The 25668-nt window shown below is 61.1% G+C and carries 26 protein-coding genes; 4 read left to right on the forward strand and 22 right to left on the reverse strand.

Going from position 1 to position 25668, the window contains the following annotated elements; all coding sequences use genetic code 11:
* The first annotated feature begins 277 nt into the window (after positions 1-277).
* Positions 278-910, forward strand: a complete 633-nt coding sequence (locus tag DFR38_RS20065; RefSeq protein ID WP_110313851.1) for a pyrimidine 5'-nucleotidase — start codon at positions 278-280, stop codon at positions 908-910.
* 27 nt (positions 911-937) lie between these two features.
* Here DFR38_RS20065 and DFR38_RS20070 read toward each other — a convergent pair whose 3' ends face one another.
* A complete protein-coding gene (locus tag DFR38_RS20070; RefSeq protein ID WP_059285932.1) occupies positions 938-1993 on the reverse strand; it encodes a PLP-dependent cysteine synthase family protein in 1056 nt (351 codons plus the stop codon).
* A gap of 103 nt (positions 1994-2096) precedes the next feature.
* Positions 2097-2729, reverse strand: a complete 633-nt coding sequence (locus DFR38_RS20075; protein ID WP_059285931.1) for an OmpW/AlkL family protein — start codon at positions 2727-2729, stop codon at positions 2097-2099.
* Positions 2730-2876: 147 nt separating this feature from the next.
* On the opposite strand from DFR38_RS20075, the gene ubiD reads away from it, so the two are divergent.
* A complete protein-coding gene (gene ubiD / locus DFR38_RS20080; protein WP_059285930.1) occupies positions 2877-4352 on the forward strand; it encodes a 4-hydroxy-3-polyprenylbenzoate decarboxylase in 1476 nt (491 codons plus the stop codon).
* Positions 4353-4432: 80 nt separating this feature from the next.
* A complete protein-coding gene (locus DFR38_RS20085; protein WP_059285929.1) occupies positions 4433-4792 on the forward strand; it encodes a 50S ribosome-binding protein YggL in 360 nt (119 codons plus the stop codon).
* A 68-nt stretch (positions 4793-4860) separates the two neighbouring features.
* On the opposite strand, the gene DFR38_RS20090 is transcribed toward DFR38_RS20085, so the two are convergent.
* The 6 genes from DFR38_RS20090 to DFR38_RS20115 form a co-directional block, all read right to left on the reverse strand.
* Positions 4861-5460, reverse strand: a complete 600-nt coding sequence (locus DFR38_RS20090) for a YdcF family protein (protein WP_059285928.1) — start codon at positions 5458-5460, stop codon at positions 4861-4863.
* Positions 5461-5596: 136 nt separating this feature from the next.
* Entirely contained in the window at positions 5597-5836 is a 240-nt protein-coding gene (locus tag DFR38_RS20095) for a DUF2164 domain-containing protein (RefSeq protein WP_059285927.1), read from the reverse strand.
* Positions 5837-5921: 85 nt separating this feature from the next.
* A complete protein-coding gene (locus DFR38_RS20100) occupies positions 5922-6278 on the reverse strand; it encodes a hypothetical protein (RefSeq protein WP_110313852.1) in 357 nt (118 codons plus the stop codon).
* 143 nt (positions 6279-6421) lie between these two features.
* A complete protein-coding gene (aspA, locus tag DFR38_RS20105; RefSeq protein WP_110313853.1) occupies positions 6422-7822 on the reverse strand; it encodes an aspartate ammonia-lyase in 1401 nt (466 codons plus the stop codon).
* 228 nt (positions 7823-8050) lie between these two features.
* The gene (locus DFR38_RS20110; RefSeq protein ID WP_158527779.1) at positions 8051-8833 is read right to left on the reverse strand and encodes a histidine phosphatase family protein; all 783 of its coding nucleotides are present in this window, start codon (positions 8831-8833) and stop codon (positions 8051-8053) included.
* Positions 8834-8947: 114 nt separating this feature from the next.
* Complete coding sequence (locus DFR38_RS20115) at positions 8948-9859, reverse strand: LysR family transcriptional regulator (protein WP_059285923.1); 912 nt, start codon at positions 9857-9859, stop codon at positions 8948-8950.
* Between the two features lie 153 nt (positions 9860-10012).
* Between DFR38_RS20115 and DFR38_RS20120 the strand changes: the two genes are divergently transcribed.
* The gene (locus DFR38_RS20120; RefSeq protein ID WP_059285922.1) at positions 10013-11161 is read left to right on the forward strand and encodes a GGDEF domain-containing protein; all 1149 of its coding nucleotides are present in this window, start codon (positions 10013-10015) and stop codon (positions 11159-11161) included.
* A 54-nt stretch (positions 11162-11215) separates the two neighbouring features.
* On the opposite strand, the gene DFR38_RS20125 is transcribed toward DFR38_RS20120, so the two are convergent.
* The 14 genes from DFR38_RS20125 to DFR38_RS20190 form a co-directional block, all read right to left on the reverse strand.
* Entirely contained in the window at positions 11216-13099 is a 1884-nt protein-coding gene (locus DFR38_RS20125) for a polysaccharide biosynthesis protein (RefSeq protein ID WP_059285921.1), read from the reverse strand.
* A 22-nt stretch (positions 13100-13121) separates the two neighbouring features.
* Positions 13122-13799 carry a sugar transferase gene (locus DFR38_RS20130; protein WP_059285920.1) on the reverse strand — a complete coding sequence of 226 codons (678 nt, stop codon included), beginning with the start codon at positions 13797-13799 and terminating at the stop codon, positions 13122-13124.
* Positions 13796-14959, reverse strand: coding sequence for a DegT/DnrJ/EryC1/StrS family aminotransferase (locus DFR38_RS20135; RefSeq protein ID WP_059285919.1), 1164 nt, complete (start codon positions 14957-14959; stop codon positions 13796-13798). Before DFR38_RS20135 ends, DFR38_RS20130 begins: the two co-directional genes overlap by 4 nt.
* A gap of 201 nt (positions 14960-15160) precedes the next feature.
* Positions 15161-16282, reverse strand: coding sequence for an acyltransferase family protein (locus DFR38_RS20140; RefSeq protein WP_059285918.1), 1122 nt, complete (start codon positions 16280-16282; stop codon positions 15161-15163).
* 158 nt (positions 16283-16440) lie between these two features.
* Positions 16441-17670, reverse strand: coding sequence for a glycosyltransferase family 4 protein (locus DFR38_RS20145; RefSeq protein WP_059285917.1), 1230 nt, complete (start codon positions 17668-17670; stop codon positions 16441-16443).
* 33 nt (positions 17671-17703) lie between these two features.
* Positions 17704-18396, reverse strand: a complete 693-nt coding sequence (locus tag DFR38_RS20150) for a DUF1345 domain-containing protein (RefSeq protein WP_059285916.1) — start codon at positions 18394-18396, stop codon at positions 17704-17706.
* 11 nt (positions 18397-18407) lie between these two features.
* Positions 18408-19505, reverse strand: coding sequence for a glycosyltransferase family 4 protein (locus DFR38_RS20155; protein WP_110313855.1), 1098 nt, complete (start codon positions 19503-19505; stop codon positions 18408-18410).
* Positions 19502-20590, reverse strand: a complete 1089-nt coding sequence (locus tag DFR38_RS20160) for a glycosyltransferase family 4 protein (RefSeq protein WP_059285915.1) — start codon at positions 20588-20590, stop codon at positions 19502-19504. The genes DFR38_RS20155 and DFR38_RS20160 overlap by 4 nt, the downstream gene beginning before the upstream one ends.
* Positions 20587-21813, reverse strand: a complete 1227-nt coding sequence (locus tag DFR38_RS20165; protein ID WP_059285914.1) for a DegT/DnrJ/EryC1/StrS family aminotransferase — start codon at positions 21811-21813, stop codon at positions 20587-20589. Before DFR38_RS20165 ends, DFR38_RS20160 begins: the two co-directional genes overlap by 4 nt.
* The gene (locus DFR38_RS20170) at positions 21800-23095 is read right to left on the reverse strand and encodes a lipopolysaccharide biosynthesis protein (protein ID WP_059285913.1); all 1296 of its coding nucleotides are present in this window, start codon (positions 23093-23095) and stop codon (positions 21800-21802) included. The genes DFR38_RS20165 and DFR38_RS20170 overlap by 14 nt, the downstream gene beginning before the upstream one ends.
* 2 nt (positions 23096-23097) lie before the next feature.
* Positions 23098-24195 (reverse strand): DegT/DnrJ/EryC1/StrS family aminotransferase, encoded by a 1098-nt coding sequence (locus DFR38_RS20175; RefSeq protein WP_059285912.1) that lies wholly within the window; start codon positions 24193-24195, stop codon positions 23098-23100.
* 83 nt (positions 24196-24278) lie between these two features.
* Positions 24279-24848 (reverse strand): acyltransferase, encoded by a 570-nt coding sequence (locus DFR38_RS20180; RefSeq protein WP_059285911.1) that lies wholly within the window; start codon positions 24846-24848, stop codon positions 24279-24281.
* Positions 24849-24869: 21 nt separating this feature from the next.
* Entirely contained in the window at positions 24870-25406 is a 537-nt protein-coding gene (locus DFR38_RS20185) for a DUF4337 domain-containing protein (RefSeq protein WP_059285910.1), read from the reverse strand.
* Between the two features lie 73 nt (positions 25407-25479).
* A partial coding sequence (locus DFR38_RS20190) for a Gfo/Idh/MocA family oxidoreductase (protein WP_244909912.1) occupies positions 25480-25668 on the reverse strand: 189 nt, incomplete at its 5' end.

Genomic DNA, 25668 nt, shown 5'->3' on the forward strand with positions numbered 1-25668 from the left:
CCTATCGGTTATTCTGTTTTTTAAAGAGCGGTGCAGGTCGCTGCGTTTCGTTTCCGTCGCTGCGTTGTCTGCTGAGGAGGCGAACTATACCGCCCTGCCCCACCCTCGTCAACACTTTGTGCGAAGAAAAGTGCAGATTTTGCGAGCCGCAAAGACAAGTCATTGATTTTAAATAAACTGGTCAATCCCGCCCAGTAAAGCACCTGGTGCAAGAAGTGGAAGTCCTGGCTTTTGCTTATGATAATGGCCGCTTCCTAAACCTTGCTTTGGCCACCACATGTCTGCTCCTACCTGGATTTTTGATCTCGACGACACCCTGCATCAGGCCAGCCTGGGTATTTTTGCCCATATCAGTCGCATGATGAATCTGTATATGGAGCGGCATCTGGATATGGCAGAGGAGGAAGCCCGGCGGCTGCGACTGCAGTACTGGCATCGCTATGGTGCGACGTTGCAGGGTTTGGTACGCCATCACGGTGTGGATGCCCGACATTTCCTGCAGGAAACGCATTTGCTGGATGAGCTGTATCGCTGGCTGGTATGGGAGCCGTCACTGGCGGCCACGCTACGCGCTTTGCCTGGCCGCAAGATTGTGCTGTCCAACGGCCCGCAACACTATATAGAAGGGCTGCTGCACAAAATGAATGTCCACCGCCAGTTTGCAGCCTGTTATGGCATGGAGAAAATGCGCTTCCAGCCTAAACCTGACCGGCGTGGCTTTCGCTGCATGCTGCAGGCGGAGCGGCTTGATCCGGCGTTCTGCATCATGGTGGAGGATTCAATGCCTAATCTGTATGCAGCCAAATCACTGGGCATGCGTACGGTGTGGATAAGCCGGCAGTGCCGCAAACCGGCTTTTGTCGATGTGCGGGTCAGCAAGCTGAGCCAGCTGCTGCGGCAGCGTTGGTAGCGCATAACCGCAGCCACCGTTGCCGATTTACCAGCGGCCTTCGAAGAAGAAGCGACGATAGCGCTCCACCCATGATGCAATCTGGTGGCCGTTACTCTCCAGCCACTGCGGGTTGTAGTAGCTGTTGAGGTAGCGGTTGCCATCATCGCAGATCAGTGTGACCACTGAGCCATGCCGTCCATTGCGTACCATATCGCTGACCAGTTCACACACACCGAACAAATTGGTGCCGGTGGAGCCGCCACATTTGCGGCCCATCACCTCCTCCAGGAAATGGATGGCGGCGTAGCTGGCGACATTGGGTACACGGACGACCTTGTCGATGACGGTGGGAATGAACGATGGTTCGACGCGGGGGCGGCCAATGCCTTCCACACCGGAGCCACCTTCACAACGGCAGTCGCTGTCACCACTGTAATAGCTGTCGTAGAACACCGAGTTTTCCGGATCGACCACGCAGATCTGCGTGGTCAGCTTCTGGTAGCGCACATAGCGGCCAAAGGTAGCCGATGTACCGCCGGTACCTGCGCCACAGACAATCCACTCCGGCACCGGGTTGGGTTCCAGCTCCATTTGTTTGAAAATGGTATCGGCGATATTGTTGTTACCACGCCAGTCGGTGGCACGTTCGGCATAGGTGAACTGATCCATGTAGTGACCGTTCAGTTCTTGTGCCAGGCGTCGGGATTCTTCGTAGATGGTGGCCGGATCGTCCACCAGGTGGCAGCGGCCACCATAGAATTCGATGGAGCGGATTTTCTCGGCCGAGGTACCGCGCGGCATGACTGCAATAAAGGGCAGGCCCAGCAAACGGGCGAAGTAGGCTTCGGATACCGCCGTGCTGCCACTGGAGGCTTCGATGATGGTGGTGTTGTAGCGTATCCAGCCATTGCACAAGCCATACAGAAACAGTGAGCGTGCCAGCCTATGCTTGAGGCTGCCGGTGGGATGGGTGGATTCGTCCTTGAAATACAGCTGGATCTGCGGCAAGGCCGGAATCTGCAGCGGTATCAGGTGGGTGTCACTGGAACGGTTGAAATCGGCTTCGATCTTGCGTACGGCGGTGCTGGCCCAGTTGCTCATGCTATATCTCCTGATCTTATAAATAAAGAATACAATATTCTATTACCAGAAAATAAAAAAGCGCCTCGATATCGAGGCGCTTTGTTGCGGCAAGGCCAGTTGCTTAGAACTTGGTGCCGATACCCAGGCCAACCACCAGCGGGTCGATCTTCAGAGAGCCAACAGATACGCTACCGCCTTGGGTAGTTACATCTGTCTTCATCCAGATTTTTTTCACATCAACGTTGACGAAGAAGCTCTTGCTGATCGGGAAGTCTGCACCGATTTGCAGGGCCGGGCCGTAACTATTCTTTTTCACGTTCAGGTCAGTACCACTGTATTGCAAACCATTATTATAGAAGCGGGTGTAGTTGATGCCTGCACCTACGTACGGACGGAATACAGTGCTATCCGGAGCGAAGTGATATTGCACAGTCAGAGTCGGCGGCAGTGCGGAAACCTTACCCAGTTGGGCATCACCCGATGCGGTATGGGCGGTAATACTGTGACGGCTGGTACCCAGGATCAGTTCGGTACCGATATTGTTGGTGATCATGTAGGTGAAATCCAGTTCCGGCACGGTGTCATCACTAGCATCAACACCAGTCAAGTGCAGGTTAGACCCAACAGTACCATTACTCCAGGAGGAGGACGGGTTCACGTTGATCACGCGGAAACGCGCGATGATGTCGCCTTGAGCAGCGAAGGCGCTAGCGGAAATCAGACCGATGGCCGCAGCCAGAGCAAGCTTTTTCATTTGTATTCTCCAAGAGTGTAGGCAAGTTCACGGTCTTGGGCTTCTACCGTAATTGACTTTCTAATAGGCCGGCAGTAGCTTGCGACGTTCAAGCGGAGGTTAACCAAACCTTCCGGTCAAAACTTTGCTTAAGATCATGAAACAGTCATGAAATATGCCGACCTGCGGGACTTTGTTGCTCAATTGGAACAGCAAGGCGAATTGAAAAGAATCAGCCTTCCGGTCTCGCCACATCTGGAGATGACCGAGATTGGCGACCGGGTGCTGAAAGCGGGTGGCCCCGCCCTGCTGTTCGAACAACCCCGGCACGATACGCAGACTTATCACATGCCGGTACTGGCCAATCTGTTTGGCACACCCAAGCGGGTCGCCATGGGCATGGGCGCCAGCGATGTCATGCAGCTGCGCGAAATCGGCAAGACGCTGGCCTACCTGAAAGAACCGGAACCGCCAAAGGGATTGAAGGAAGCCTGGGACAAGCTGCCCCTGCTCAAGCAGGTGTTGTCGATGGCGCCCAAGGTGGTGAGCAAGGCAGCCTGCCAGCAGATCGTGTGGGAAGGTGATGAGGTTGATCTGTCGCGCCTGCCCATCCAGCATTGCTGGCCGGGCGATGTGGCCCCGCTGATTACCTGGGGGCTCACGGTGACCCGCGGCCCCAACAAGAAGCGGCAGAACCTGGGCATCTATCGCCAGCAGGTGATCGGCAAGAACCGCGTCATCATGCGCTGGCTGGCCCATCGCGGTGGTGCGCTGGATTATCGTGAATTCCGCCAGCAGAACCCGGACCAGCCCTACCCGGTGGCCGTGGTACTGGGCTGTGACCCGGCGACCATTCTGGGCGCAGTCACCCCGGTGCCGGATACCTTGTCCGAATACCAGTTTGCCGGCCTGCTGCGTGGCAGCCGTACCGAGCTGGTGAAGTGCATCGGCTCGGATCTGCAAGTGCCGGCGCGGGCGGAAATCGTGCTGGAAGGCCACATCCATCCTGATGACATGGCACTGGAAGGCCCCTATGGTGACCATACCGGCTATTACAATGAGCAGGACTATTTCCCGGTATTCACCATCGACCGCATCACCATGCGCGAAAACCCCATCTACCACAGCACCTATACCGGCAAACCACCGGATGAACCGGCCGTGCTGGGGGTGGCACTGAACGAGGTGTTCGTGCCCATCCTGCAAAAGCAGTTTCCGGAGATTGTCGACTTTTATCTGCCGCCGGAAGGCTGCAGCTATCGCATGGCAGTGGTCAGCATCAAGAAACAGTACCCCGGCCATGCCAAGCGCGTGATGATGGGCTGCTGGAGTTTCTTGCGCCAGTTCATGTATACCAAGTTCATCATCGTGGTGGATGATGATGTGGATTGCCGTGACTGGAAGGAAGTGATGTGGGCCATTACCACCCGCATGGACCCGGTACGCGATACCACGCTGATCGAGCATACCCCCATCGACTATCTGGATTTCGCCAGCCCGGTATCCGGGCTTGGCGGCAAGATGGGGCTGGATGCCACCAACAAGATGCCGGGTGAAACCCAGCGCGAATGGGGCGTACCCATCGTGATGGATGAAACGGTAAAGCAGAAGGTCGACAGCCTGTGGCAACAGCTGGGGCTGTAACGGGTGCAGCGCCAGCGGCTATTTTCCTGTCGCCTGGCAATGCCTGTTATCATCGCCACGTCTTTTTGTAAGGAGTCATCATGTCCAATCTGCACAATCCCAACTCCGCCCAGCGCCTGAAGCGTCTGAACCATCGTCAGCGCAAGAAAATGCGTGTCGGCGAATACCGCGAGCTGGGTTTTCACCTGATCGCCACCATCGCCAAGGGTGTTGATACCGATGCGCTGCTGGACGACTGGCTCAACTGCATCGACGATGCCGCCATCAGCTTCGGTGGCCATTTCGATGGCAATGAAAAGCTGGAGGGTGTGGTGTTCCCGGTGGGTGAAGTGGCCATTACCGAAGAAATCCGCAACAAGCTGGTGGCCTGGCTGCAGGCGCGCAGCGAAGTATCCAATGTTGAAGCCGGTGACCTGATCGATCTGTGGCATAGCGCCTGATTGTTTGGTCCCGATAAAAAACCGGCCTCGCGCCGGTTTTTTTACGTCTGTTGCTGCGGATCTTGCAATCAGGACAGCTTGCGGAACACGCGATAGCCGACATAGAGCCAGGTTTCCCTGACCAGGAATTTGACCTTGTTGCTCCAGCTGACATAGCGGCTGGACTCGGTAGGCGCAGGCGCGGCGACCATGTCCAGGTCATGCGCCATCAGTACCGCCCGCCGCATGTGCAGCGGATCGCTCACCAGCAGAAAGGAGCGTATGCCGAAGGGCGCTGCCAGCTTGTGGGCGTTTTCCAGGTTCTGCCAGGTGGTGCGGGATTCATTTTCCGCCAGCATGGCGGTCATCGGCACGCCCTGCCGCAGGGCAAACTCGCGGCCGACATCGGCCTCGGTCGGATAGCCGGGCTCCGGAGTACCACCGGTAAACACGATCCAGCGCACCCGGCCTTGCTTGTAGAGGGTCACCGCGTGATTGATGCGCTCGCGCAGCACTGGCGAAGGCTTGCTGCCCCAGGCGGCTGCCCCCAGCACCAGTGCGGCATCGGCCGGCTGCGTGGCGGGCTCAGCGGCATAACGGGCAATGCCCCAGGCCATGTAGCCAAAGCCCAGCAGCACCAGCAGCACGGCCAGCAAGAAACCTTTGAGCATCAGACGCAGATAAAGCATGAACCTTGGGCACAGGGGGAGAGAAACCCTGATTGTAACGCCGTTGGCCTGGGGATGGCAGACATTGGCCGCCCGACAGCCGGCCGGCAGCGTGCGAAGCGGGACAAGCAGCAGACAGAAAGCAGGCGCGAACGGGCTATTTTTCCAGCTCCCAGATGGCTGCCTGCAGCGATTCCATGCGGCTGCTCAATGCCTGCTGCGCATCGTCCAGCGCCTTGTTATAGATCTGCCGGCCTATCCTGGCGGCAACAAAATCCAGCAGGAACTGGGCATCGAATTGTCCGACCTCAAGATTCAGCTGGGTGGCCAGATAAGCTTGCAGCTCGGGTGCCAGCTGTTGCAGTTGCTGCTGGCTGAGCATGGATTGGCTGGACATGGCAGGGCTCTCTGGATGCGTAAAGAGCGGCATTGTGCCCTGCCCGGCAGCAGCTGCAAAGCCATTCGCACCAGCCGCCCCTCAATCAGCGCGACAGGGCGCGTCCGATATCGACCAGGCCGCGCAGGCAGACCTCGCCGGTTCGCTGCTGCAGCCGCTGGCCCAGGGCATACAGCTGGCAGGGATCGTGTTGTGGTACTGGCAACTGGCGGCATAGCTGCAATTGCACTTCGCCGCTGCCATGCAGCAGGGTGATGGCATCGGAACAGCAGCGGCGCAGCAGGCGGGACAGCTTGTCCGGCAAGGGGGCCGGGCTGCACAGCACGTGGCCGGTATGAAAGGTGGCCGCGCGCAACACTTCTTGCTGGCGACGCCATTGCGCGCTGCAGCAACTGAGCCAGCGGGGGCTGTTTTCCAGCCACCAGATCAGGGCTTGTGTCATGTTCCACTCCTTTTTGTGCATTGCACAATACACTTATACATCCAGCCCTGCCCCGGCACAAGCCAACAAAAAAAATGGCCGGGCAAATACCCGGCCAACACAGGAAAGTCGGTACCGGACAAGTACCGACAGCAGAACACCGTTTAAGACAGCCAGCGCGGCTGGGTCAGGGCTTCCGGCTGCAATGCCTCGTCCAGCTGGGCGCGCTGCATCAGCCCGCGTTCCAGCACGATATCGTAGACACTGCCACCGGTAGCATGAGCTTCGGCCGCCACGGCGGTGGCGGCGGCATAGCCGATGATGGGATTGAGCGCCGTCACCAGGCCAATGGAATTGAGTACGTCGGCGCGCAGCTTGGCCTCGTTGGCGGTAATGCCCTTGACGCAGTGCTCGGTGAGCGTGCTGCAGGCATTGGCCAGATGGCGCACGCTGCGGAACATGCTGTAGGCAATGACCGGCTCGAAGGCATTGAGCTGCAACTGGCCACCTTCCGCGGCCATGGTGATGGTCATGTCATTGCCGATGACTTCGAATGCCACCTGGTTGACCACTTCCGGAATCACCGGATTGACCTTGCCCGGCATGATGGACGAACCGGCCTGCCGCGCGGGCAGGTTGATGTCACCGATGCCGGCACGCGGGCCGGACGACAGCAGGCGCAGGTCATTACAGGTTTTGGACAGCTTGACTGCCACGCGCTTGAGGACGCCGGACAGCTGGACGAAAGCGCCGCAGTCCTGGGTGGCTTCGATCAGATTGGGCGCAGTCAGCAGCTTGAGGCCAGTCAGCTCGGACAGGTGCAGACACACCAGCCGGGCGTAATCCGGATGCGCGGTAATGCCGGTGCCGATGGCGGTGGCACCCAGGTTGATTTCCAGCATCAGCGCACGGGCTTCGCTCAGGCGCTGCTCGTCCTCGCCCAGCATCACGGCATAGGTCTGGAATTCCTGACCCAGCGTCATCGGCACAGCGTCCTGCAGCTGGGTGCGGCCCATCTTCAGGACATTCTTGAATTCTTCCGCCTTGGCGGCAAAGGCTTCGCGCAACACGAACATGGTGCGCTGCAGGCGCAGCACGCCCCAGTAAGTGGCCAGACGCAGGGCGGTGGGATACACGTCATTGGTGCTCTGACTCATGTTGACGTGTTCGTTGGGGTGCAGCTTGTCGTACTCGCCTTTACCATGGCCCAGGATTTCCAGCGCACGGTTGGCGATGACTTCGTTGGCATTCATATTGGTGGAGGTGCCAGCCCCACCCTGAATCACATCCACCACAAACTGCTCGTGCAGCTTGCCATCCACCAGTTCATCGCAGGCATCGACAATGGCCTGGGTGCGCCGCGCATCCAGCAGACCCAGATCACGGTTGGCCAGTGCCGCCGCTTTCTTGATGTATGCCAGCGCAATGATCAGGTCGCCATAGCTGGCAATGGTCTGGCCAGTGATGGGGAAATTCTCCACCGCGCGCAGGGTGTGGACACCCCAGTAGGCATCAGCCGGGACGGCGCGATCGCCAAGCAGGTCGTGTTCGATACGTGTGGACATGCAAAAGCCTTTGTCGATGGTCTCCGCCAGCGCGGAGTGATGGGGGCAGACTGTAGGCTGCCGGCAAGCTGCTTGGCCAATTCCGATTCGCAATCAGCCCATGCAAATTTTGCATAACCATGGAAAATGCCGGATCTGGAGACGGTTTCCGCCACGCCGCTGACGGGCACGGGGCCCAGACAGGGCCTGCCATGGCAGCCTGGATTGGCCCGGAAGATGGCAGAGGCTTCAGCGCGGCCGCTGATAGCTGACATCGCCAGCCTTGAGCAGCTGGTACTGGCCATCCTGATAGCGCAGCAGGGTGATGCTGCTATTGGGAATATCGGTGTTGGTGGCCTGACCCGGCAGCAAGAGCGCGAGAATGCTGAGAATGGCACCACCATGGCTGACCAGCAGTACATTGCCGCCGCCCGCGGCCTGCGCCTTGTTCACTACATCCTGCATGCCGGCACGCAAGCGGGCCTCGATCTGCGGATAGGTTTCGGCCCAGCCGCGCGGGTCGTTGTCATGAATGGCTTGTGCAATGGCCCGGTCATCCATCTTGTGGGTAAAGGCAGTCCAGTTGCTCCAGCCGGGATCGAATACCATGCCCTGCTGGCGGAACAGCGGCGTCCACATCTCGGCATCAGGCCGGCCTTCAAAACTGCCGTAGTTCCATTCGCGGAAGCGCTCGTCTTCCTGCAGCACCAGCCCGGCGCGCTGGCCTTGTGCCAGCACGATTCTGGCCGTGGCACGCGCCCGTCCCAGATCACTGCTGTAGGCGGCGATGAACGGCGTGCTGGCCAGGCCCCTGGCCGCAGCCTCGGCCCCTTTGATCCCTGCCGCGGTCAGCGGGGTATCCGACCAGCCCTGCACCTGGCTGGTGGTATTGAACAGCGTCTTGCCATGGCGCAACAGATAGATGTCCACCACCGGTCCGCTGGCATCACGGCTGGCGGCCAGCGTGGCCGAACCCGTCAGGACGGCCAGGCAGCACAATATCCATTGCAAAGCTTTCCGGCATTTCATCATGGCCTCTCCAGTGCTGGGCGACATCAGGATTGGCCATGCTAGGAAAATATTCAGCCGGCAGCAGCAGGCAGACGCCTAAAACCACGCGGGTTTTGTCCCGATTGCCGGGGCGGCTCATACCGGGTCGGCACTGGCCGCCAGATAATCCCAGAAGGCATCCAGCTCGGGCCGACTGCGCTTTTTGTCGCGGTAGAGCCTGACTTCCATATCCACGCTCCAGCCCTGCTCGGCCGCCAGGACCAGCTGGCGTGAGCGTAATTCGCGCCGGACCGAGCTGGTGGGCAAAAATGCCACGCCATGGCCTTCCAGCACCATGTTTTTCAGGCCCTCGGCCATATCGGTTTCATAGCGCAGCGACAGAAAAGGTGGTTCTGGGGCCGCTTCCAGAATCAGGTCGGTCATCAGGCGGAAATAGGCATTGCTGGCATAGCCCAGAAAGGGCAGCGGCTGTGCGGCGCTGCCGGGCAGGGCGTGGCGCGGGCTGCGATCCGGATTGCTGCGCACATAGGGCCGCAGCGACTCCACCCCCAGCCGCAAGCCGCTATAGCGCGGATCGGCCAGGTCTACCGGCTGTTTCGGATGGTGATAGCACATCAGCAGATCGCAGCCGCCCTCGACGAAGGCCAGCAGGGCATCATGCACATTGCTGGCCTGCAGGCGGCAGGACAGCGGACCAAAGCCTTGTTCCACGCTGCTGAGCCACTTGGGAAAAAACGAGAAGGACAAGGTGTGCGGCACCGCCAGGCTGAGGGTGCCCGCAGGCAGCGGCTGCAGGCCTCGCAGCTGGGCACGGGTGCTGTTGATCTGCCCCAGCATCAGCACCGCCTGTTCGCGCAGCAGTTCGCCGGCGGCGGTAAGCCGGGTGGGATAGGTGGTGCGGTCGATCAGATCGGCACCAAACCAGCTTTCCAGCGACTTGATGCGGCGGGAGAATGCCGGTTGGGTAAGGTGGCGGATCTCGGCCGAGCGGGTGAAACTGCCGGTATCGGCCAGTACCAGAAAATCTTCCAGCCAGCGGGTTTCCAAATGGCAGTCCTCCTTCGCCTGATGGCGCTAAATATTATTAAAAATCAGCCAGCTATTCGGAATGTTCGCGACTAATTTCCGCATCATTTGATATTTTACAAGGTGGGAGAGCACATTGCCCCTACAATGCAGCAAACTAAAACTTGTCAGACAATGAGAATCACACACACTATCTGGCGGAGGATTCTGGGCCTGCTGCCCGGCGAGATCGCCAGCAATGAAACCGGCTGGTTGCTAAGCCCGCACCAGCACATGCCCTTGTTGCAGCAGCGCCGCGCGCTGATGCTGGTCAATCGCGTGCGTCTGTTCTCCCTGCTGTTTGCCCTGCTCACCCCGCTGTGGATCGTGGTGGATGTCATGACCCTGCCATCCGGGCTGTGGCAGATGCTGGCCACCATGCGCGTGCTGGCTACCATCGCCTTTGTCGGTCTGGTCTTGTGGTGCCCTCAGGATGGCCAGCTATCGGGTGCCTACCGCGGCATGACGCTACTGTTTGCCATCCCCACACTGTTTTATATCGGCTCGCACCTGCTGATGACGCAGTACCACCTGGAGGGGGTATCCGCCGCCATCGGCACCGGTTATGCCTTTCTGCCCTTTGTGCTGCTGGCGGCCTTTTCCATCTTTCCGCTCACCCTGATCGAAAACCTGGCCTTTGCCACGCCGGTGCTGCTGGCTTATGCCATCGCCTGGGCGCTGGACTGGTCGGTGGCCAGCTGGCCTTCCTTTGGCGGGGAATTCTGGTTACTGTCGCTGCTGGCCAGTGTTTCTTCATTGGCCAGCATCAGCCAGCTGGCCTTCATCATCGCGCTGGTGGGCCAGACCATACGTGATCCGCTGACCACGGCCTTCTCGCGCCGCAGTGGTATTGAAATGCTGGAACTGCAGCTGGTCAATGCCGAACGCAACCAGATGCCGCTGGCCATCGCCTTTATCGACCTGGACCACTTCAAGAGCATCAACGATGCATTTGGCCATGCCGCTGGCGACAAGACATTGAAACAGCTGGTGCAAAAGACGCTGGCCTGTATGCGGCGTGGCGACGTGCTGGTGCGCTGGGGCGGGGAGGAGTTTCTGCTGCTGATGCCCAATACCGACATGATCCAGGCCCGGCTGGCGCTGGACCGGCTGCGCCAGCAGGGACTGGGCCTGCGGCCGGACGGCACGCCGCTGACCGCCAGCATCGGTCTGGCCGAACGGCTGGCGGACAAATGCAATCACCGCCGCCAGCTGGTGGAAATAGCCGATGCCCGCATGTACCAGGCCAAGCAGCAGGGCCGCGACCGGGTGGTCAGCGACTGAGGGCTGACCAGCGCCAAGGCTCTGCCATCCGGGTGCCAGGGTTTGCGCCGCGGCTCAGCCCTGCTGCAGCACCACCCAGTCCTGGGTGGCCGGGCTGGCACGAAACTCATGCACTACCTGCTGCATCAGGGCAAAGGCGCTGGCCGCATCCAGTTGCTGGCAGGCCTCAGCCAGTTGCTGCATGAATTGCGCCAGTTCCGGCGCCGACAGATGGTATTCCTGCGCGCGCAAAATACGCGGATGATCGGTGGGCAGCACGTTGTCGCCGATCAGCAGTTCTTCGTACAGTTTTTCGCCCGGCCGCAATCCGGAGAAGCGGATTTCGATATCGCCGTTCGGGTGCTTGTCATCACGCACTTCCAGCCCGGACAGATGCACCATGCGCCGTGCCAGATCGGCAATCTTCACCGGTTCGCCCATGTCCAGCACGAATACATCACCGCCCTCGCCCATGGCCCCGGCCTGGATCACCAGCTGGGCCGCTTCCGGAATGGTCATGAAGTAACGGGTGATGTCCGGATGGGTGACGGTGACCGGCCCGCCGGCCTTGATCTGCTTCTTGAACAAGGGCACCACCGAACCGGAACTGCCCAGTACATTGCCAAAACGCACCATGACAAAGCGGGTGTTGCTGCCACGGGCGTGACGGCCTTGCAAGGTCAGCTCGGCCAGGCGCTTGGTGGCACCCATCACATTGGTGGGGCGCACTGCCTTGTCGGTGGAAATCAGCACAAAGGTATCCACGCCGCAGTCTTCTGCCGCCTGCGCCGTGGTATCGGTGCCGAAGGCATTGTTGACGATGCCGGCCACCGGATTGTGCTCCACCATCGGCACATGTTTGTAGGCAGCGGCGTGATACACCGTTTCCACCTTGAAGGTGCGCATGATCTGGCATAGCCGGGCATGGTCGGTCACCGAGCCCAGCACCGGTGTGCGCGGAATGTCCGCGGCCAGCTGCGACAGCTCCTGATCGATGGCATAAAGCGCAAACTCGGTCAGCTCGAACAGCACGATGCGCGCCGGATTGTTGCGGGCAATCTGCCGCACCAGCTCGGAGCCGATGGAGCCACCCGCCCCGGTCACCATCACCACCCGGCCCTGGATATTGCGCGCCAGCAGCTCGGGGCTGGGCGGTACCGGGTCGCGCCCCAGCAGGTCCTCGATTTCCACTTCTTTCAGCTCTTCCACCCGCGCTTCACCCGACACCAGATCGGCCATGCCGGGCAGGCGCTTGATGGGAATGCGCAGATGCTCCAGCGATTCCAGGATTTCACGCTGCCGGCCACGGCTGACCGAGGGCATGGCCAGCAGGATGCAGCTGGCGGCGGTGTCCTCGATCAGCAGCGGCAAATCTTCCGGCGCATGCACGCTGAGGCCGCGATAGGTACGCTTCCAGCAGTCCGGATTGTCATCGACAAAGGCCATCGGCCGGTATTCCTTGCCCGCCTGCAAGGCCAGCATCAGCTGCACCCCGGCCTGGCCGGCACCATAGATGATGACGTGTTCCCGCGGGGCATCCACTGCATCCAGCCGGCGCACCAGGCCGCGCAGCACAAAGCGGCTGCCGCCGATATAGGCCATGGCAAACATCCAGAAGATGATGATGGACGAACGCGGGAACGGCGCAATGCGCGCCATGACGATGACCGCGGTCAGCACCAGCACCGCCAGGCTGACCCCGGTAAACACGGTGTAGACGATCTTGTCGTCCAGATACTTCAGCACCGCGCGATACAAACCCAATTTGACGAAGATGGGAATCACCCACAGCGGCGGCACCACAAATATCCACAGATACGGGTCCAGCTTGGGATCCCAGTAGCCGCCCAGGCGCAGCACCACGGCGCTCCACAGGGCCAGCGGCAGCAGCAGCGCATCCATCAGCGCCAGCAGCGCCATCTTGTTGTGTCGGGAGAAGGTCAGCAGTTTGTCTAGCATGTCGAATCGACTTTCACGGCCATCAGCGCAGCACGATTTTCAGCAAGGTGGCGAAGATGATGCGGATATCTTCCAGCAGGCTGTGGGTTTGCGCATAGCGCAGGTAATAGCCCAGTTTTTCCGGCAGGATCTGTTCGATATAAGCGCGTTCCGGGTCAGCGGCACGGCCCAGTATCTCGTTTTCGTCGATCATGCGGATGGAGGCCCAGTCGGTGATGCCGGGGCGCACCGACAGCACGATGTCTTTCACTTCTTCCGGGTAGTGCGCCACATATTTGGGCACTTCCGGGCGCGGGCCCACCAGGCTCATGTCGCCGAACAGCACATCCAGCAATTGCGGCAGTTCATCAAGCTTGCTCTTGCGCAAAAAACGTCCGGCACCGGTGACGCGGCTGTCCGCACCCACCGTCAACTGGCCCTGCACTTCGGTATTCACCTGCATGGTGCGGAATTTGTGGATGCGGAACAGCATGCCACCCCGCCCTACCCGTACCTGGCGGAAAAACACCGGGCCGGGGGAATCCAGCTTGATCCACAAGGCCACCAGCAGCAGCGGCCCGGCCAGCAGCAGCAGGCCGATGCCGGAGGCAATCAGGTCGAACAGGCGCTTGAGCAGTGCCGACCCCGCACCCGGCGGACGGCAGCATGGCGGTAACAAGGCCGGGCTTTCATCCGGCGGCAAAGGCTGGTGCTGACTCATGCGCCCAGGATCTCACGCACGGCGGCAATCACGCGGGTCTGGTCGGCCTCGGTCATGCGGGTGTACAGCGGCAGGGTGACTTCGGCTTCAAAAGCCGCATCGGCCACCGGGAAGGCGGCACGCTCCAGCTGGTAGCCATCGCGCCATACTGGCTGGCGATGCAGCGGAATGAAGTGTACCGAGCAGCCAATGCCCTTTTCCGCCATGCGGACGATAAAGTCATCACGGCTGATGCCGGCTTCCGGCTTGATGCGCACCGGGTAGAGATGCCAGGCATGCTGACCACCAACATCGGCCGGACGGGCTGGCAAAATCAGCGGCAGGTCGGCCAGTTCGCGGTCGAAACGCTGCGCCATGGCTTCGCGCTTTTCGCGGAAACCGACAATCTTCTTCAGCTGGTGGATGCCCATGGCAGCGGCGGTGTCCGGCATATTGTATTTGAAGCCGGGAGCGATCACTTCGTAATACCAGGCCGGGGTCTTGGACACATAGCGGTCGAAGGCATCACGGCTGATGCCGTGCAGGCGCATGATCTTGCAGCGGGCAATGATGTCCTTGTTCTTCGATACCACCATCCCGCCTTCGCCGGTGGTCATGGTTTTGTTGGCGTAGAAGCTGAACACGGTGATATCCGAATCCAGCGTGCCGATCAGTTTGCCCTTATAGGTCGTGGGCAGCGCATGGGCCGCGTCTTCCACCACTTTCAGACCATGTTCGCGGGCGATGGCGATGATTTCGTCCATCTCGCACGCCAGACCGGCAAAGTGCACCGGCATGATGGCACGGGTTTTCGGGGTGATGGCAGCACGAATGGCAGCCGGGCTGATATTGAAGGTGGCAGGGTCCACATCCACTACTACCGGGTCGGCCCCCAGATAGCGCACTACTTCGGCCGTGGCGGTAAAGGTGTAGCTGGGGACAATCACTTCGTCACCCGGCTGGATGCCGATGGCTTCCAGCGCCAGGTGCAGGCCGGCGGTGGCCGAGTTGACGGCAATCGCTTCCACACCCTCGCCGATGAAGGCAGCAAAGTCGGCTTCGAATTGTTTGGTCTTGGGACCGGTGGTTACCCAGCCGGAACGCAGGGCGTCCACTACTTCATTGATTTCTTCTTCGCCGATATCCGGCAGGGCAAAGGGCAGGAATTTCTGTTCGCTCATTTTCGTCATCTTCAATAGGCGTCGTTGTTCATGGCTGGCAGCCGACGCATGGTTGCCAGTCGCGTATTCGGTCTTGTCAGCATCGCATAGAGCGGCTGACAAAATAGCGCAGCGGCCCTGAGGCAAGGCGCGCCGCCGCTGACAGTACAATGAGTACGGCAAGGCGGCGCAACGCAGCAGCAGGTTTTTTGTCAGCTGCTCTTACTGGCGGGCCAGATTGTCCGTCGCCGGTTTCTCTTTCAGCGCATCCGCCGCGCGTTTACCCAGTTTTTGCGTGGGCAGTTCTACCCAGCGGTTGATGGCCAGCGCCAGCAGCCAGGTCATGCCGGTGGCGGCAGCCACCAGCAGCCACCACGGCAGATTGTAACTAGCCAGCACTTCCATCAACACATAGCCGGCATTGGAATGACAGACATACCAGGCATAGCTGACCGCCGCCACCCGTGCCAGCCAGCGGCTGCTCCACACGGCCGGGCGCAGCACCCCCAGCACAAACAGGCTGATACCGATGGCGTAGCTGCCATACAGCTCTGGCGACGGCCAGTTGGTCACCCACACAAACAGGGCCAAGAGGCCGACAAAATGCAGCACGGTTTCCACGGCACCAGCCTGGCCTGTGAGATAGAAATAACACCAGCAACCGGCAAACATCAGCGGGAAATAACACACCACCGAGGCCAGAAAATACTGGTCGTAAGCCCAGAAATGCGCCAACTGGCCATGCAGACCCTGCGCATCCGGGCCACGGCACAGCATGGCCACCAAGGGCAGCAACAGCCAGATGGCCCATTTGATACGCTTGCCGGTCAGCGCAAACGCCGTGCCCAGCAAGGCGTAGAACCACAGCTCCACTTTCAGCGTCCACATCACCGGGTCGATATTGCGCCCGCCCAGCATGTCCTGAAAGGCAATGCTGACATGGCCGATGACATCGCGCCGGGTGATGTCGAAGTCGTTATCCGCCAGCCAGGCGGCCAGCCACAAGGCAAGCAGTGTCACCGCCAGCCCGGCCCAGTAAGTGGGGTAAATGCGGAATACCCGCGACACGGCAAAGCGCAACACCCCCATGCGGGTGAGCGACAGCGGAATCAGCAAGCCGGAAATCAGCAGGAACAAGCCCACGCCAACCGCGCCCAGATTAAAGGGCAGCACAAATGAGGCCCCGGCATAGCCTTCCAGCGGGTCCATATTCAGGATGTCGCTGATACGCTCGCGGTGCTGCCAGAAAGTCTGGGTGAAATGAAAGAAAATCACACACAGGATGGCCACGCCACGCAGGCCATCGGCAAAATCAAAACGCACGTGCTGCTTGCTGCTACTCATTACGCTCATCACCTGTTGCCTGCGCTAGCAATACGCGGGCCATAAAGGATAAAACCACTATTATCCTCGCCGTTAGTACAGGTTTGCACGGTTTTTTCTGTTTATCCTGCGACATCCACCGCCTGCGGCAGTGACTGCGCCAGTGCCCTTAGCCTGGCCTAGCGCAGCACCGCCTGCATGAAACGCTGCGCCAGCACGCGATAGTCGTGATGCGCCAGCACATATTGCCGCCCGGCGGCGCCCATGCGGCCACGCTCGTTGGGGGTGGTGGCCAGCATGCGACGCACGGCATCGGCAATGGCGGCCGGGTCTTCCGCCCCCACGCTGAAACCGGCGCCGGCATCCTTGACCATATCGTTACCCGCGTCCACCGAGTGGATCACCGGCTTGCCCGCCATCAGGTAGTCGAACAGCTTGTTGGGATTGATGCCGAAGCGGTAAATGGGCAACTTGCGCCAGCCGATGAACAGGCTGTCCATCTGCGCCAGGAAGGCCGGGACGGCGCGTTTGGGAATGCTGGGCAAAAACTGCACATTGGACAGGCCCATTGCGGCAGCTTTCTCCACCAGTGCCGCCTTGTCCGGGCCATCGCCCACCAGCACAAAGCTGACTGGCGTGTCTTGCAATTGCGCAGCGGCTTCCAGCAGGAAGTCCAGTGCATTGGCCAGACCATGGCCACCGGCATAGCCAATCAGAAAGCGTTTGTCGGCCTTGAGCTTGGCCAGTGCGGCCAGATGCTCGGCCGGTAGCGGTGTATCCGCGCCCTGCCACTCGGCTACGTCCACGCCATTAGGAACAACATGGTATTTTTCCGCCGCCATGCCGTGCTGCATCATGTAGTCACGGGCACAGGGCAGCATGGAAATGACGGTGTCGGCCTTGCGATAGCCAAAATCCTCGGCCCACTGCATCAGGCGGATAAAGGGGTGGGAGCGCGACATGCCGCCCACTTCCACCGGTGTCAGCGGCCACAGGTCGTGCACCTCGTACACCAGCCGCGCGCCGGTCTTGCCGGCGATAAAGGCGGCGGGGATGGTATCCAGCGGATAGGTGGAGGAGGCAATCACCACGTCCGGCTTCCACTGTTTCAGATAACGCCCGGACAGGCCCATCACCTTGCCCAGAAAGCTGAAGATATTGATCACCCGCTTGAGGCCATTGCCCGGATAGGCCGGGGTCTTGCACCAGGTGTAGCGGATGCCGTCGATATCCTCGTCCTGGTATTTGGTGGTCAGCTGCGGATTGGTCTGGCGCAGATGCGAGGTATCGGCCGCCAGCATATTGACTTCATGACCGGCCTTGACCCATTCACGCGCCAGGTAATAGGGGCGGAATTCCATGCCGTGGCGCGGGCTGCCGGCATAGTGATTGATATAGAGGATGCGCACGCTGCTGCTTTTCCGGATTTAAGTGCCCGCCGTTCAGAACAGGCCGGCGGCGATATTGATCATCATCGCCAGCACGGTGGTATTGAACAGGAAGGACAGGATGCAATGCACGGAGCCGATGCGACGCATGGCCCGTGAGCTGAAACTGACGTCGGCCGTCTGGCCCGAAGTACCGATGACGGCGGCAAAGTAAAAGAAATCGCTGTAATTGGGTTCTTCATCCCCCGGGAATTCCAGCCCCGGCTTGCCGCTGCGAAACAGCGCCACGTAATACTGGTGGGCGTAATGCAGGGCGAACATGGTTTGGGTAAACAGCCAGCTGGTGAAGATGGTGAGCACCGACAGGCCGATATGCAGGCCGCGGCTGCCGCCGTGCAGGTCTTTCGCCACCGACAGCTCCGCCACGATGGACAGCAGGCACACCACGGCGGCCAGCACCACCAGCATCAGGATGGCCAGTTCACCCTCGTCCTGCCGTGCGGCGCGGTGGCGGATCTGCTCGGCATCAGCGCCATGCATCATCAGCAGGGCCAGCAACAGATAGAGCCCGGCCCCGGCATTCCAGCCAATCACATAGGCGGTGAGTGTGCGCATGGGCGTGAGCATGATCAGCGCCTGCGCCATGCACAAGCCAAACAGGATGGCAAAAAACAGCCGTGGCCGGGTACGGATGATGTGGCTCAAGCGGGCCAGCGGGCCGTGGTGGTGGCGTTGTGCTTTGTCCATGATGGCTGCCCTCAGGAAAGTTGCGCGTAGAGTTCCACCAGCTTGCGGCCTTCTGCCGCCCAGCTGTACTTTTGCAGCACCGCCTGCTTGCCGGCTTCGCCCAGCTGGCGCATGCGCTCTTCATCGGCCATCAGGCTGTTGATGGCGGCGGCAATGGCTTGCGGGTCTTGCGGGTCCACCAGCACGCCGCAGCCAGCGTCGTCGACAATTTCGCGCCATACCGGGAAGTCACTGGCAATCACCGGCATGCCGGCCGCCATGTATTCGAACAGCTTGATCGGCAGCGCATCGACGTAATTGGGGGTGGGGAACAGCGTCACCAGACCGATCTTGCTTTGCGTCAGCACCTGGACCACGCCCTTGCGGTCCAGCACGCCCAGGTCATTCACCCGCGCCCAGCCGGCTTGTGCTTCCAGCTCGGCGCGCAGATCGTTCTCACTCCAGATACCACACAGATTCAAGCGGGTGGCGGTATCCGGCAGCGCGGCCACAATGGGTTCGATACCGCGAATGCGGCTGATGCCGCCGATATAGCACACCTCGTTCTTGCGGCTATCCCACGGCGTATCGCGCACCAGCTCTTCCAGAATGGGGAAGTTGCACACATCCAGTACTCGCCCGCCCAGTTTGGCAAAACGCTTGCGGATGTGCGGCGTGGACGTCACCACCGCGTCAAAGCGCTTGGCCGCCCAGTCTTCCACCGTTTCAAAACTGCCGGACACCAGGGGACGGATGGCACCGGGAATCCAGTACTTGGCCAGAATCTGCCGCGGTATGTCTTCATGCACGTCGTAAATCACCTTGATACCGGCCTGCTTCAGGCGCACGGCGGCGGGAATCAGCTCCGGGTCGTGAAAATGCACGATGTCCGGGCGCAGCGCCAGTGCCGCCTGATACACCCGGCTGGTGGTGCCAGTCATGCGGGCAAAACGGCCGCCGGTTTTGGGGCCGACATCATGAAAGCGCACGCCATTGCGGATTTCCTCGCCCAGGCCATCGGCCACGATCAGGCTCACCTCGTGCCCGGCGGCAGCCAGCGTGGCGCATTCCTTGACGAAAATGCGGATGTCGTGACGGGGATGGGCAGAAGTGAGATGGGCTACTTTCATACGGCAGAATCCTTGTGTGCCGGGCCGGACAACAGGCTGGCATAGAGATCGGCAAAGTGTTGCATATTGCTGTGGTGCAGGGCCTTTTGTGCCACCAGCTGGCGGTTGAGCTGCACCGCTTGTTGCAGGCGGGCATTGTCCGCCGCCCAGTCCATGCCGGCCAGCAGGCTGTCGCTCAAGCGGGCAATGTCTTCGGCAATCAGGCCATTCAGGCCGTCGATCACCCATTCGCCATTGGCCGGCAGATTGGACAATACCGGCAGGCAACCATGGCCCATGGCTTCCAGCAAGCTGATGCTGGTGGCGTCCGAACGCGGCACGCTGACAAACAGGCGCGATTCCTGATACAGCGCACCCAGCACGGCGGAGGAGACAAAACCGGTGAATTCCACCCTTTGCAGCTGCAAGCTGGCGGCCAGCGCCTTCAGGCTGTCGGTGGACTCGCCGCTGGCGGCCACGGTGAGGCTCCAGTCCGGGTAATGGCCACTGGCCTCCACCTGCTGCCAGGCGTGCAGGATGGCGTCAATGCGGTACAGCGGTTTGTGCAGACGGCAGGACAGCACCTTGTTGGCTTTGGCGGCGATATCGGGCTGCGCCGGTAGCGCGTCCATGCCGAAATTCAACACGTCGATCCGGCAGTCTTCGCCCGCCAGCTGGCGGATTTTCGCCGCCATGTACAAGGAATCCGAAGTAATGGCCGACGCGGCGCGCAGATTACCGCTGACCATCTGCCGCATCAGCCGGTTGCTGTCCGGCAGCAGCAGCACATCCGAGCCCCAGGCGGTCAGCACCATGGGCACGCGGCTGCCACTCAGCGCCCGGCGTGCATGCCAGGCCACGCTATTGGCCTGATGCACATGGACCAGGTCCGGCTTTATCTGGCCAATCCAGCGGCGCAATGTGCCGGCGCTGCCCAGCGCTTTCAGGCCGAAGTCCAGCCGCAGCTCGCCCTTGAGATTGGCCGGACGCTTGTCGGCCGGGACTTCGCCATTGCAGGCCAGCCAGATTTCGTCCACATGCGGGGCGATACCGGCCAGATAGCGCCAGGTGTGTACCGAGGCCGAACCGATCAACAACAGCTTCATTGGATGTTTTCTTTCTCGATGGCGCGCAGGGCCGCCAGCAGCCGGTCCAGCTTGTGCGCCAGCGCGGCGTTATCGGCTACGGCGATATTCATCGGCAGGTTCAGCACGGTGGCAGCCAGCCGCTCGCCCTGTGGCGCACTACCGGCCACATAGCCGTGGCGGAAAGAACCGGCCGGGTGGATCACATCATCAAACCACACGCCGATATTCAGCCCGCAAGCCTCGCTCAAGCGCCGCGCCAGCGCGGCCTTGTCCACCACCGGGTGGGACAGCGCAAACGGGTAACGCACCCAGTGGCAGGCAGCCCCGGCGGGCAGCGGCCATTGGGTGATGGACGGCATTGCCGCCAGTGCCTGTTGGTAACGCTGCGCCAGCGCCTGCTTGTGCGCCAGCGTGGCGGGCAGATGGGCCAATTGGCGGCGCACCAGCACAGTAGACAGCAGCGGCATGGCGCGCACCGGATGCGGCATGCCTTGTGTCACTTCGGCATCGGCCGAGCGGTAAATCAGCCCCACGCGGCGGTTAATCGCCATGGTGATGCGGCCCAGCAGCGGCCAGCGCGCACTCAGCAGATGGGCTTTGAGCGTGGCCAGCAAGCGCCACTCATCGGCGCAGGACAGCTCCGGCCAATCCTGCTGCGGCGCGGCCATGCCAGGCGGGAAAATAGCCAGCCCACCAATACCACCGCTCAGGTTCTTGGAATATTCAAAACTGAAGAACGCCCCGTCGTGATAGCTGCCCAGCCATTGGCCATCCAGCTGGCTGGCAAAGCCGTGGGCGGCATCGTCGATAAACTTTACTTGCGGATGGGCGGCGCGCAGCGCCTGCGGCACCCGGCACGGCAGGCCGTAATTGTGCGGCACGATGACCGCGCGGGTGGCCGGACCGATGGCTGCGGCCAGCACGTCCCAGTCGAAATTCAGGCTGTGCGCCGACACATCGACAAAACGCAGCGTCGCCCCCAGTGCCGGAATCTGGTTGGGTACCACCACGCAGGTATAGGCCGGGACAATCACCTCGTCCCCGGCACCGATTCCGTGTTGCTGCAACAGTACTCGCAGCGCGGCACGGCCGGTGTCGTACAGGCCGATACGCGCCTCATCCACACCAAAGCAGCTTGCCAGCTCGCGCCGTAGCGCGACACGCTGGAAGGCGCGGCCGCGCAGCATGCCGGGCAAGGCGGACAGGTAATCGCACAGGCTCAGTGAATTAGCTGTGAGCATGGTCTTGCTCCAGTTGGCGACACAGCCGGAAGACCCAGACCATGTAGATGATGTAATAGATGGAAACCGTCACCGACAGCAGGCGGAATACCTGATGGGCATTCTCCCCCGCCCAGTACACCACGCCCAGCGAGCCCAGGTTCACCACCACGCCCAGCAGGGCAAACAGCAGCGACTGACGCTGACGCGACAACACCATGGGCACCATGAAGCAAGGCGCAGCCAGGAACATGCAGAAGAAGGACGGCGTCAGCGTGGCGGCAATCTGGCCGGCATCACGCCATTGTTCGCCAAAGGCAAAGGCAAACAGCGGCCCGCCCCAGGCCATGATGATGAGAAAGGGCACAATCGCCAGCGCGGACAGCACCAGCAGCGCCTTTTTCAGCAGGGGACGCAGGCTGTGGCCCTTGGCATGGGCTTCGGCCAGATCGCGGTACAGCACTTGCGACACGGCTTGTCCCAACAAGGCGGCGGGCAGCTTCAGCACCCGCACCACCAGGCCGTAATGGCCCATCAGCTCGGCAGTGGCCAGGATGCCCAGCAACTGCACCATCAAGGAATCCTGCAAGGCCACCACAAAGGCATGCGGGGTGTTGACCAGCGGGAATTCACGATAGCGGCGCAGGATGCGGCCCATGCCGCCGGCGCGGGCGGTACGCAGCCACTGCGGCAGTGCGCGCCAGTCTTGCCTGGCTTGCAGCAGCCAGGAGGCAGTCTGACCGGCAATCTGCGCCAGCAACAGACCCAGCGCGCCCAGTTTGCCGAAACCGGCCGCCAGTTGCACCGTCACCATGGCGGCAGACTGCCCCATGCGGCCCTGGGCATTGGCGCTGTAACGGCGCTGACGGTTGTTCCAGTTGGTCCAGATCTGGTTATTGGCCGCCACCCAGATACCCAGCGGCAACAAGGGCAGCCATGGCGCCATGGCCGGGGCATGCAGCCGGGTGGCAATCCACGGCCCGGCTGCCAGCAGCGGAATGCTCAGCACTGCCAGCAGCAGGGTGTTGAACAGCAACGCCAGCACCATCAGGCGCATGGCATCGCTTTCTTCTTCCGGCAGCACCACCGCCATGTCGTAGCGCCAGGTGGCAATCACCACCAGGTTGGACAGCCAGGCGACAAACTGCGTCAGCACGCCAAAATCAGCCGGGCTGTACAGCCGGGTCAGCAGCGGGGTAAACAATACCGGCAGGAACTGCGCCACGGCAGCGCCGCCAGCCAAGGTGGCGACATTGCGGGCAAAGCCGCCCTGCCCCAGCCTGGCCTTGAGTTTGGCCAGCACGCTCAGCCCAGTGCCTTTTTCACCGCAGCGACGATGGCATCCTGGGTGGCTTCATCCAGGAAGGGGTGCATCGGCAGGCTCATCACGCGCTTGCCGGCGGCTTCGGCCAGCGGGAAGCTGCCTTCGCCCTGGCCCAGATGGGCAAAGGCCGGTTGCAGGTGCAGCGGAATCGGGTAATGCACGGCGGTGGGTACGCCCAGCTCTTGCAGGGCGTTCTGTACCGCTTCGCGATTGTCCACCTCGATGGTGTACTGGGCGTAAACGTGGGTATTGCCCGCGCCTATCACCGGCACGCGGGCCACGTCCTGCAGCAGCGCGCTGTAGCGGGCACCAATGCGTTCCCGCGCGGCCACTTCGTCGGCAAAGCTGGGCAGCTTGGCCAGCAGCACGGCGGCCTGGATGGTATCCAGCCGGCCATTCAGGCCAATCACCGGGTGGTGGTAGCGACGGTCCTGGCCGTGCACGCGGATTTCGCGCATTTTCTTCGCCAGTTCGTCGTCATTGGTAAAGCAGGCACCGCCGTCGCCATAGCAGCCCAAGGGCTTGCTGGGGAAGAAGCTGGTGCAGCCGATGGTGGACAGGTTGCCGGATTTCTTGCCGTGCTGGCTGGCACCAAAGCTTTGCGCGCCGTCTTCGATTACCGCAATGCCGTGCTTCTCGGCAATGGCGTTGATAGCGGTGAAGTCCGCGCACTGGCCGTACAGGCTGACCGGCATGATGGCCTTGGTACGCGGAGTGATGGCGGCTTCCAGCAGCGCCGGGTCCAGGTTGTAGCTGACGGGGTCGATGTCGACAAATACCGGGGTGGCGCCCAGCAGGGCAATCATTTCGCCAGTGGCAATAAAGGTAAACGGGGTGGTGATGACTTCGTCACCACGGCCCACACCCAGTGCCATCAGCGCAATCAGCAGCGCCTTGGTGCCGTCACACACGCCGATGGCATGCTTGACGCCGGTGTAGGCGGCCAGTTGCTGTTCTACTTCTTTGACTTCCGGCCCCATGATGTACTGGCCGTGATCCAGCACCGCGTGGATGCGGGCGTCGATGTCGGCTTTCAGATGCTGGTACTGCGCTTTGAGGTCGATGAACTGGATGCTCATGGCTCGATTCCTTGCTGGGGCCGGGCTGCCGTGCGGGCAGCCATCGGGATTGTATGGTTTCAGGCGGTGCAGGCTGCTCCGGTTCAGGCCGGTGTGCAGTGGTTGCCGCCAATCTGGTAAAAGCTGTCGCAGGCCGGGCAGGCATGGGTGCCGATGTCATTGGGCAGACGCTCGCCGCAGGCGCACATCCAGCCGATACGTTTGGCCGGGGTGCCCACCATCAGCGCATAGGCCGGAACGTCGCGGGTTACCACCGCACCAGCACCGATAAAGGCATATTCGCCCACCTGATGGCCGCAAACGATGGTGGCGTTGGCACCGATGGAGGCGCCACGTTTCACCACGGTACGGCGGTATTCATCCTTGCGGCTGACATGGCTGCGCGGATTGTTGACATTGGTGAACACCATGGACGGCCCGCAGAACACGTCGTCTTCCAGCGTGACGGCATCGTAGATGGACACGTTGTTCTGGATCTTGACGTTGTTGCCGATCTCTACGTCATTGCCGACAAACACGTTCTGGCCGAAGGAGCAGCGCTCGCCGATGCTGGCACCGCTGCAGATATGCACCCAGTGCCAGATGCGGGTGCCGGCGCCGATGCGCGCGCCATCATCGACGATGGCAGTGGGGTGTACGGTGTATTGGGTCATGTCCGGGCCTCGTGCTCAGATTCAGAAAAACAGGAAAAAGCCATCGGCAAAATACACCAGGCCCAACAGGCCGACCGGCAGTGCCGCCAGCCAGATGATCTTGCGCTTGAACAGGCCGGCGATGGAGGAAATCAGGATGGCCACTTGCAGGAAAATCACCGCCACGCCAAACGGTTTGCCCTGGCGCTGGGCGGCATCGCGCTCGGTTTCCAGCCGGCGCGCTTCTTTTTCGATTTCCTTGCGCTCGGCAGCATAGCGGGCCGCCTTGTCGCCCACTTTCTTCAACTGCGCCTGATAGTGCTCGCGCTGGGCCGGGCTGGCATTGGCCGGCAGCTGGTCCAGCTCGAACTGCAGCCGTTCGCGCTCGACATCGTACAAATTGCCCTTGATACCCTTGGCCTGGTAATAGGCCCACTGGTCCGAGGCCTGGGCCTGGGCGATCACGCTACGGGTGGAAAAGCCGCCGCCCTTGAAGGTGGACAGCGTGGCGCACACCGCCAGGATGACGGTGGTGAGCGCCAAATAATTCAGCCAGGGTTCTTTCTTTTCTTCAGCCATGAGTGTGTTTCAGTAGTGCAAGTTGTCCATCGGCATGACAGTCCGGCCCGCCTGCGGCGGGCCGGGGTGAGGCTTAGTAATCCAGCGGCAGGCTGACACGGCGGCCATCGCGGGCCGACAGATACATGGCAATCAGCAGTTCCAGCGACTTCAGCCCTTCGCGGCCGTCGGTTTCCGGCTCGGCCTTGCCCTGCATGACGTTGATCACATTGTCGTAGTACAAGGGGTGACCAAAGCCGTAAACGCTGGTGGTGGCGTAGCT

The sequence above is a fragment of the Aquitalea magnusonii genome (assembly GCF_003202035.1).
GTDB classification, from domain to species: domain Bacteria; phylum Pseudomonadota; class Gammaproteobacteria; order Burkholderiales; family Chromobacteriaceae; genus Aquitalea; species Aquitalea magnusonii.

Bases quoted from the DNA above. Each gene is read 5' to 3' on its own strand.
- DFR38_RS20175 (WP_059285912.1), bottom strand. From the start codon at position 24,195: ATGAGCATCCAGTTCATCGACCTCAAAGCGCAGTACCAGCATCTGAAA.
- DFR38_RS20140 (WP_059285918.1), bottom strand. From the start codon at position 16,282: ATGAGTAGCAGCAAGCAGCACGTGCGTTTTGATTTTGCCGATGGCCTG.
- DFR38_RS20065 (WP_110313851.1), top strand. From the start codon at position 278: ATGTCTGCTCCTACCTGGATTTTTGATCTCGACGACACCCTGCATCAG.
- DFR38_RS20085 (WP_059285929.1), top strand. From the start codon at position 4,433: ATGTCCAATCTGCACAATCCCAACTCCGCCCAGCGCCTGAAGCGTCTG.
- DFR38_RS20135 (WP_059285919.1), bottom strand. From the start codon at position 14,959: ATGAGCGAACAGAAATTCCTGCCCTTTGCCCTGCCGGATATCGGCGAA.
- DFR38_RS20185 (WP_059285910.1), bottom strand. From the start codon at position 25,406: ATGGCTGAAGAAAAGAAAGAACCCTGGCTGAATTATTTGGCGCTCACC.
- DFR38_RS20120 (WP_059285922.1), top strand. From the start codon at position 10,013: ATGAGAATCACACACACTATCTGGCGGAGGATTCTGGGCCTGCTGCCC.
- DFR38_RS20125 (WP_059285921.1), bottom strand. From the start codon at position 13,099: ATGCTAGACAAACTGCTGACCTTCTCCCGACACAACAAGATGGCGCTG.
- DFR38_RS20155 (WP_110313855.1), bottom strand. From the start codon at position 19,505: ATGAAAGTAGCCCATCTCACTTCTGCCCATCCCCGTCACGACATCCGC.
- DFR38_RS20130 (WP_059285920.1), bottom strand. From the start codon at position 13,799: ATGAGTCAGCACCAGCCTTTGCCGCCGGATGAAAGCCCGGCCTTGTTA.
- aspA (WP_110313853.1), bottom strand. From the start codon at position 7,822: ATGTCCACACGTATCGAACACGACCTGCTTGGCGATCGCGCCGTCCCG.
- DFR38_RS20100 (WP_110313852.1), bottom strand. From the start codon at position 6,278: ATGACACAAGCCCTGATCTGGTGGCTGGAAAACAGCCCCCGCTGGCTC.
- DFR38_RS20165 (WP_059285914.1), bottom strand. From the start codon at position 21,813: ATGCTCACAGCTAATTCACTGAGCCTGTGCGATTACCTGTCCGCCTTG.
- DFR38_RS20150 (WP_059285916.1), bottom strand. From the start codon at position 18,396: ATGGACAAAGCACAACGCCACCACCACGGCCCGCTGGCCCGCTTGAGC.
- DFR38_RS20095 (WP_059285927.1), bottom strand. From the start codon at position 5,836: ATGTCCAGCCAATCCATGCTCAGCCAGCAGCAACTGCAACAGCTGGCA.
- DFR38_RS20070 (WP_059285932.1), bottom strand. From the start codon at position 1,993: ATGAGCAACTGGGCCAGCACCGCCGTACGCAAGATCGAAGCCGATTTC.
- DFR38_RS20110 (WP_158527779.1), bottom strand. From the start codon at position 8,833: ATGATGAAATGCCGGAAAGCTTTGCAATGGATATTGTGCTGCCTGGCC.
- DFR38_RS20090 (WP_059285928.1), bottom strand. From the start codon at position 5,460: ATGCTTTATCTGCGTCTGATGCTCAAAGGTTTCTTGCTGGCCGTGCTG.
- DFR38_RS20160 (WP_059285915.1), bottom strand. From the start codon at position 20,590: ATGAAGCTGTTGTTGATCGGTTCGGCCTCGGTACACACCTGGCGCTAT.
- ubiD (WP_059285930.1), top strand. From the start codon at position 2,877: ATGAAATATGCCGACCTGCGGGACTTTGTTGCTCAATTGGAACAGCAA.
- DFR38_RS20075 (WP_059285931.1), bottom strand. From the start codon at position 2,729: ATGAAAAAGCTTGCTCTGGCTGCGGCCATCGGTCTGATTTCCGCTAGC.
- DFR38_RS20180 (WP_059285911.1), bottom strand. From the start codon at position 24,848: ATGACCCAATACACCGTACACCCCACTGCCATCGTCGATGATGGCGCG.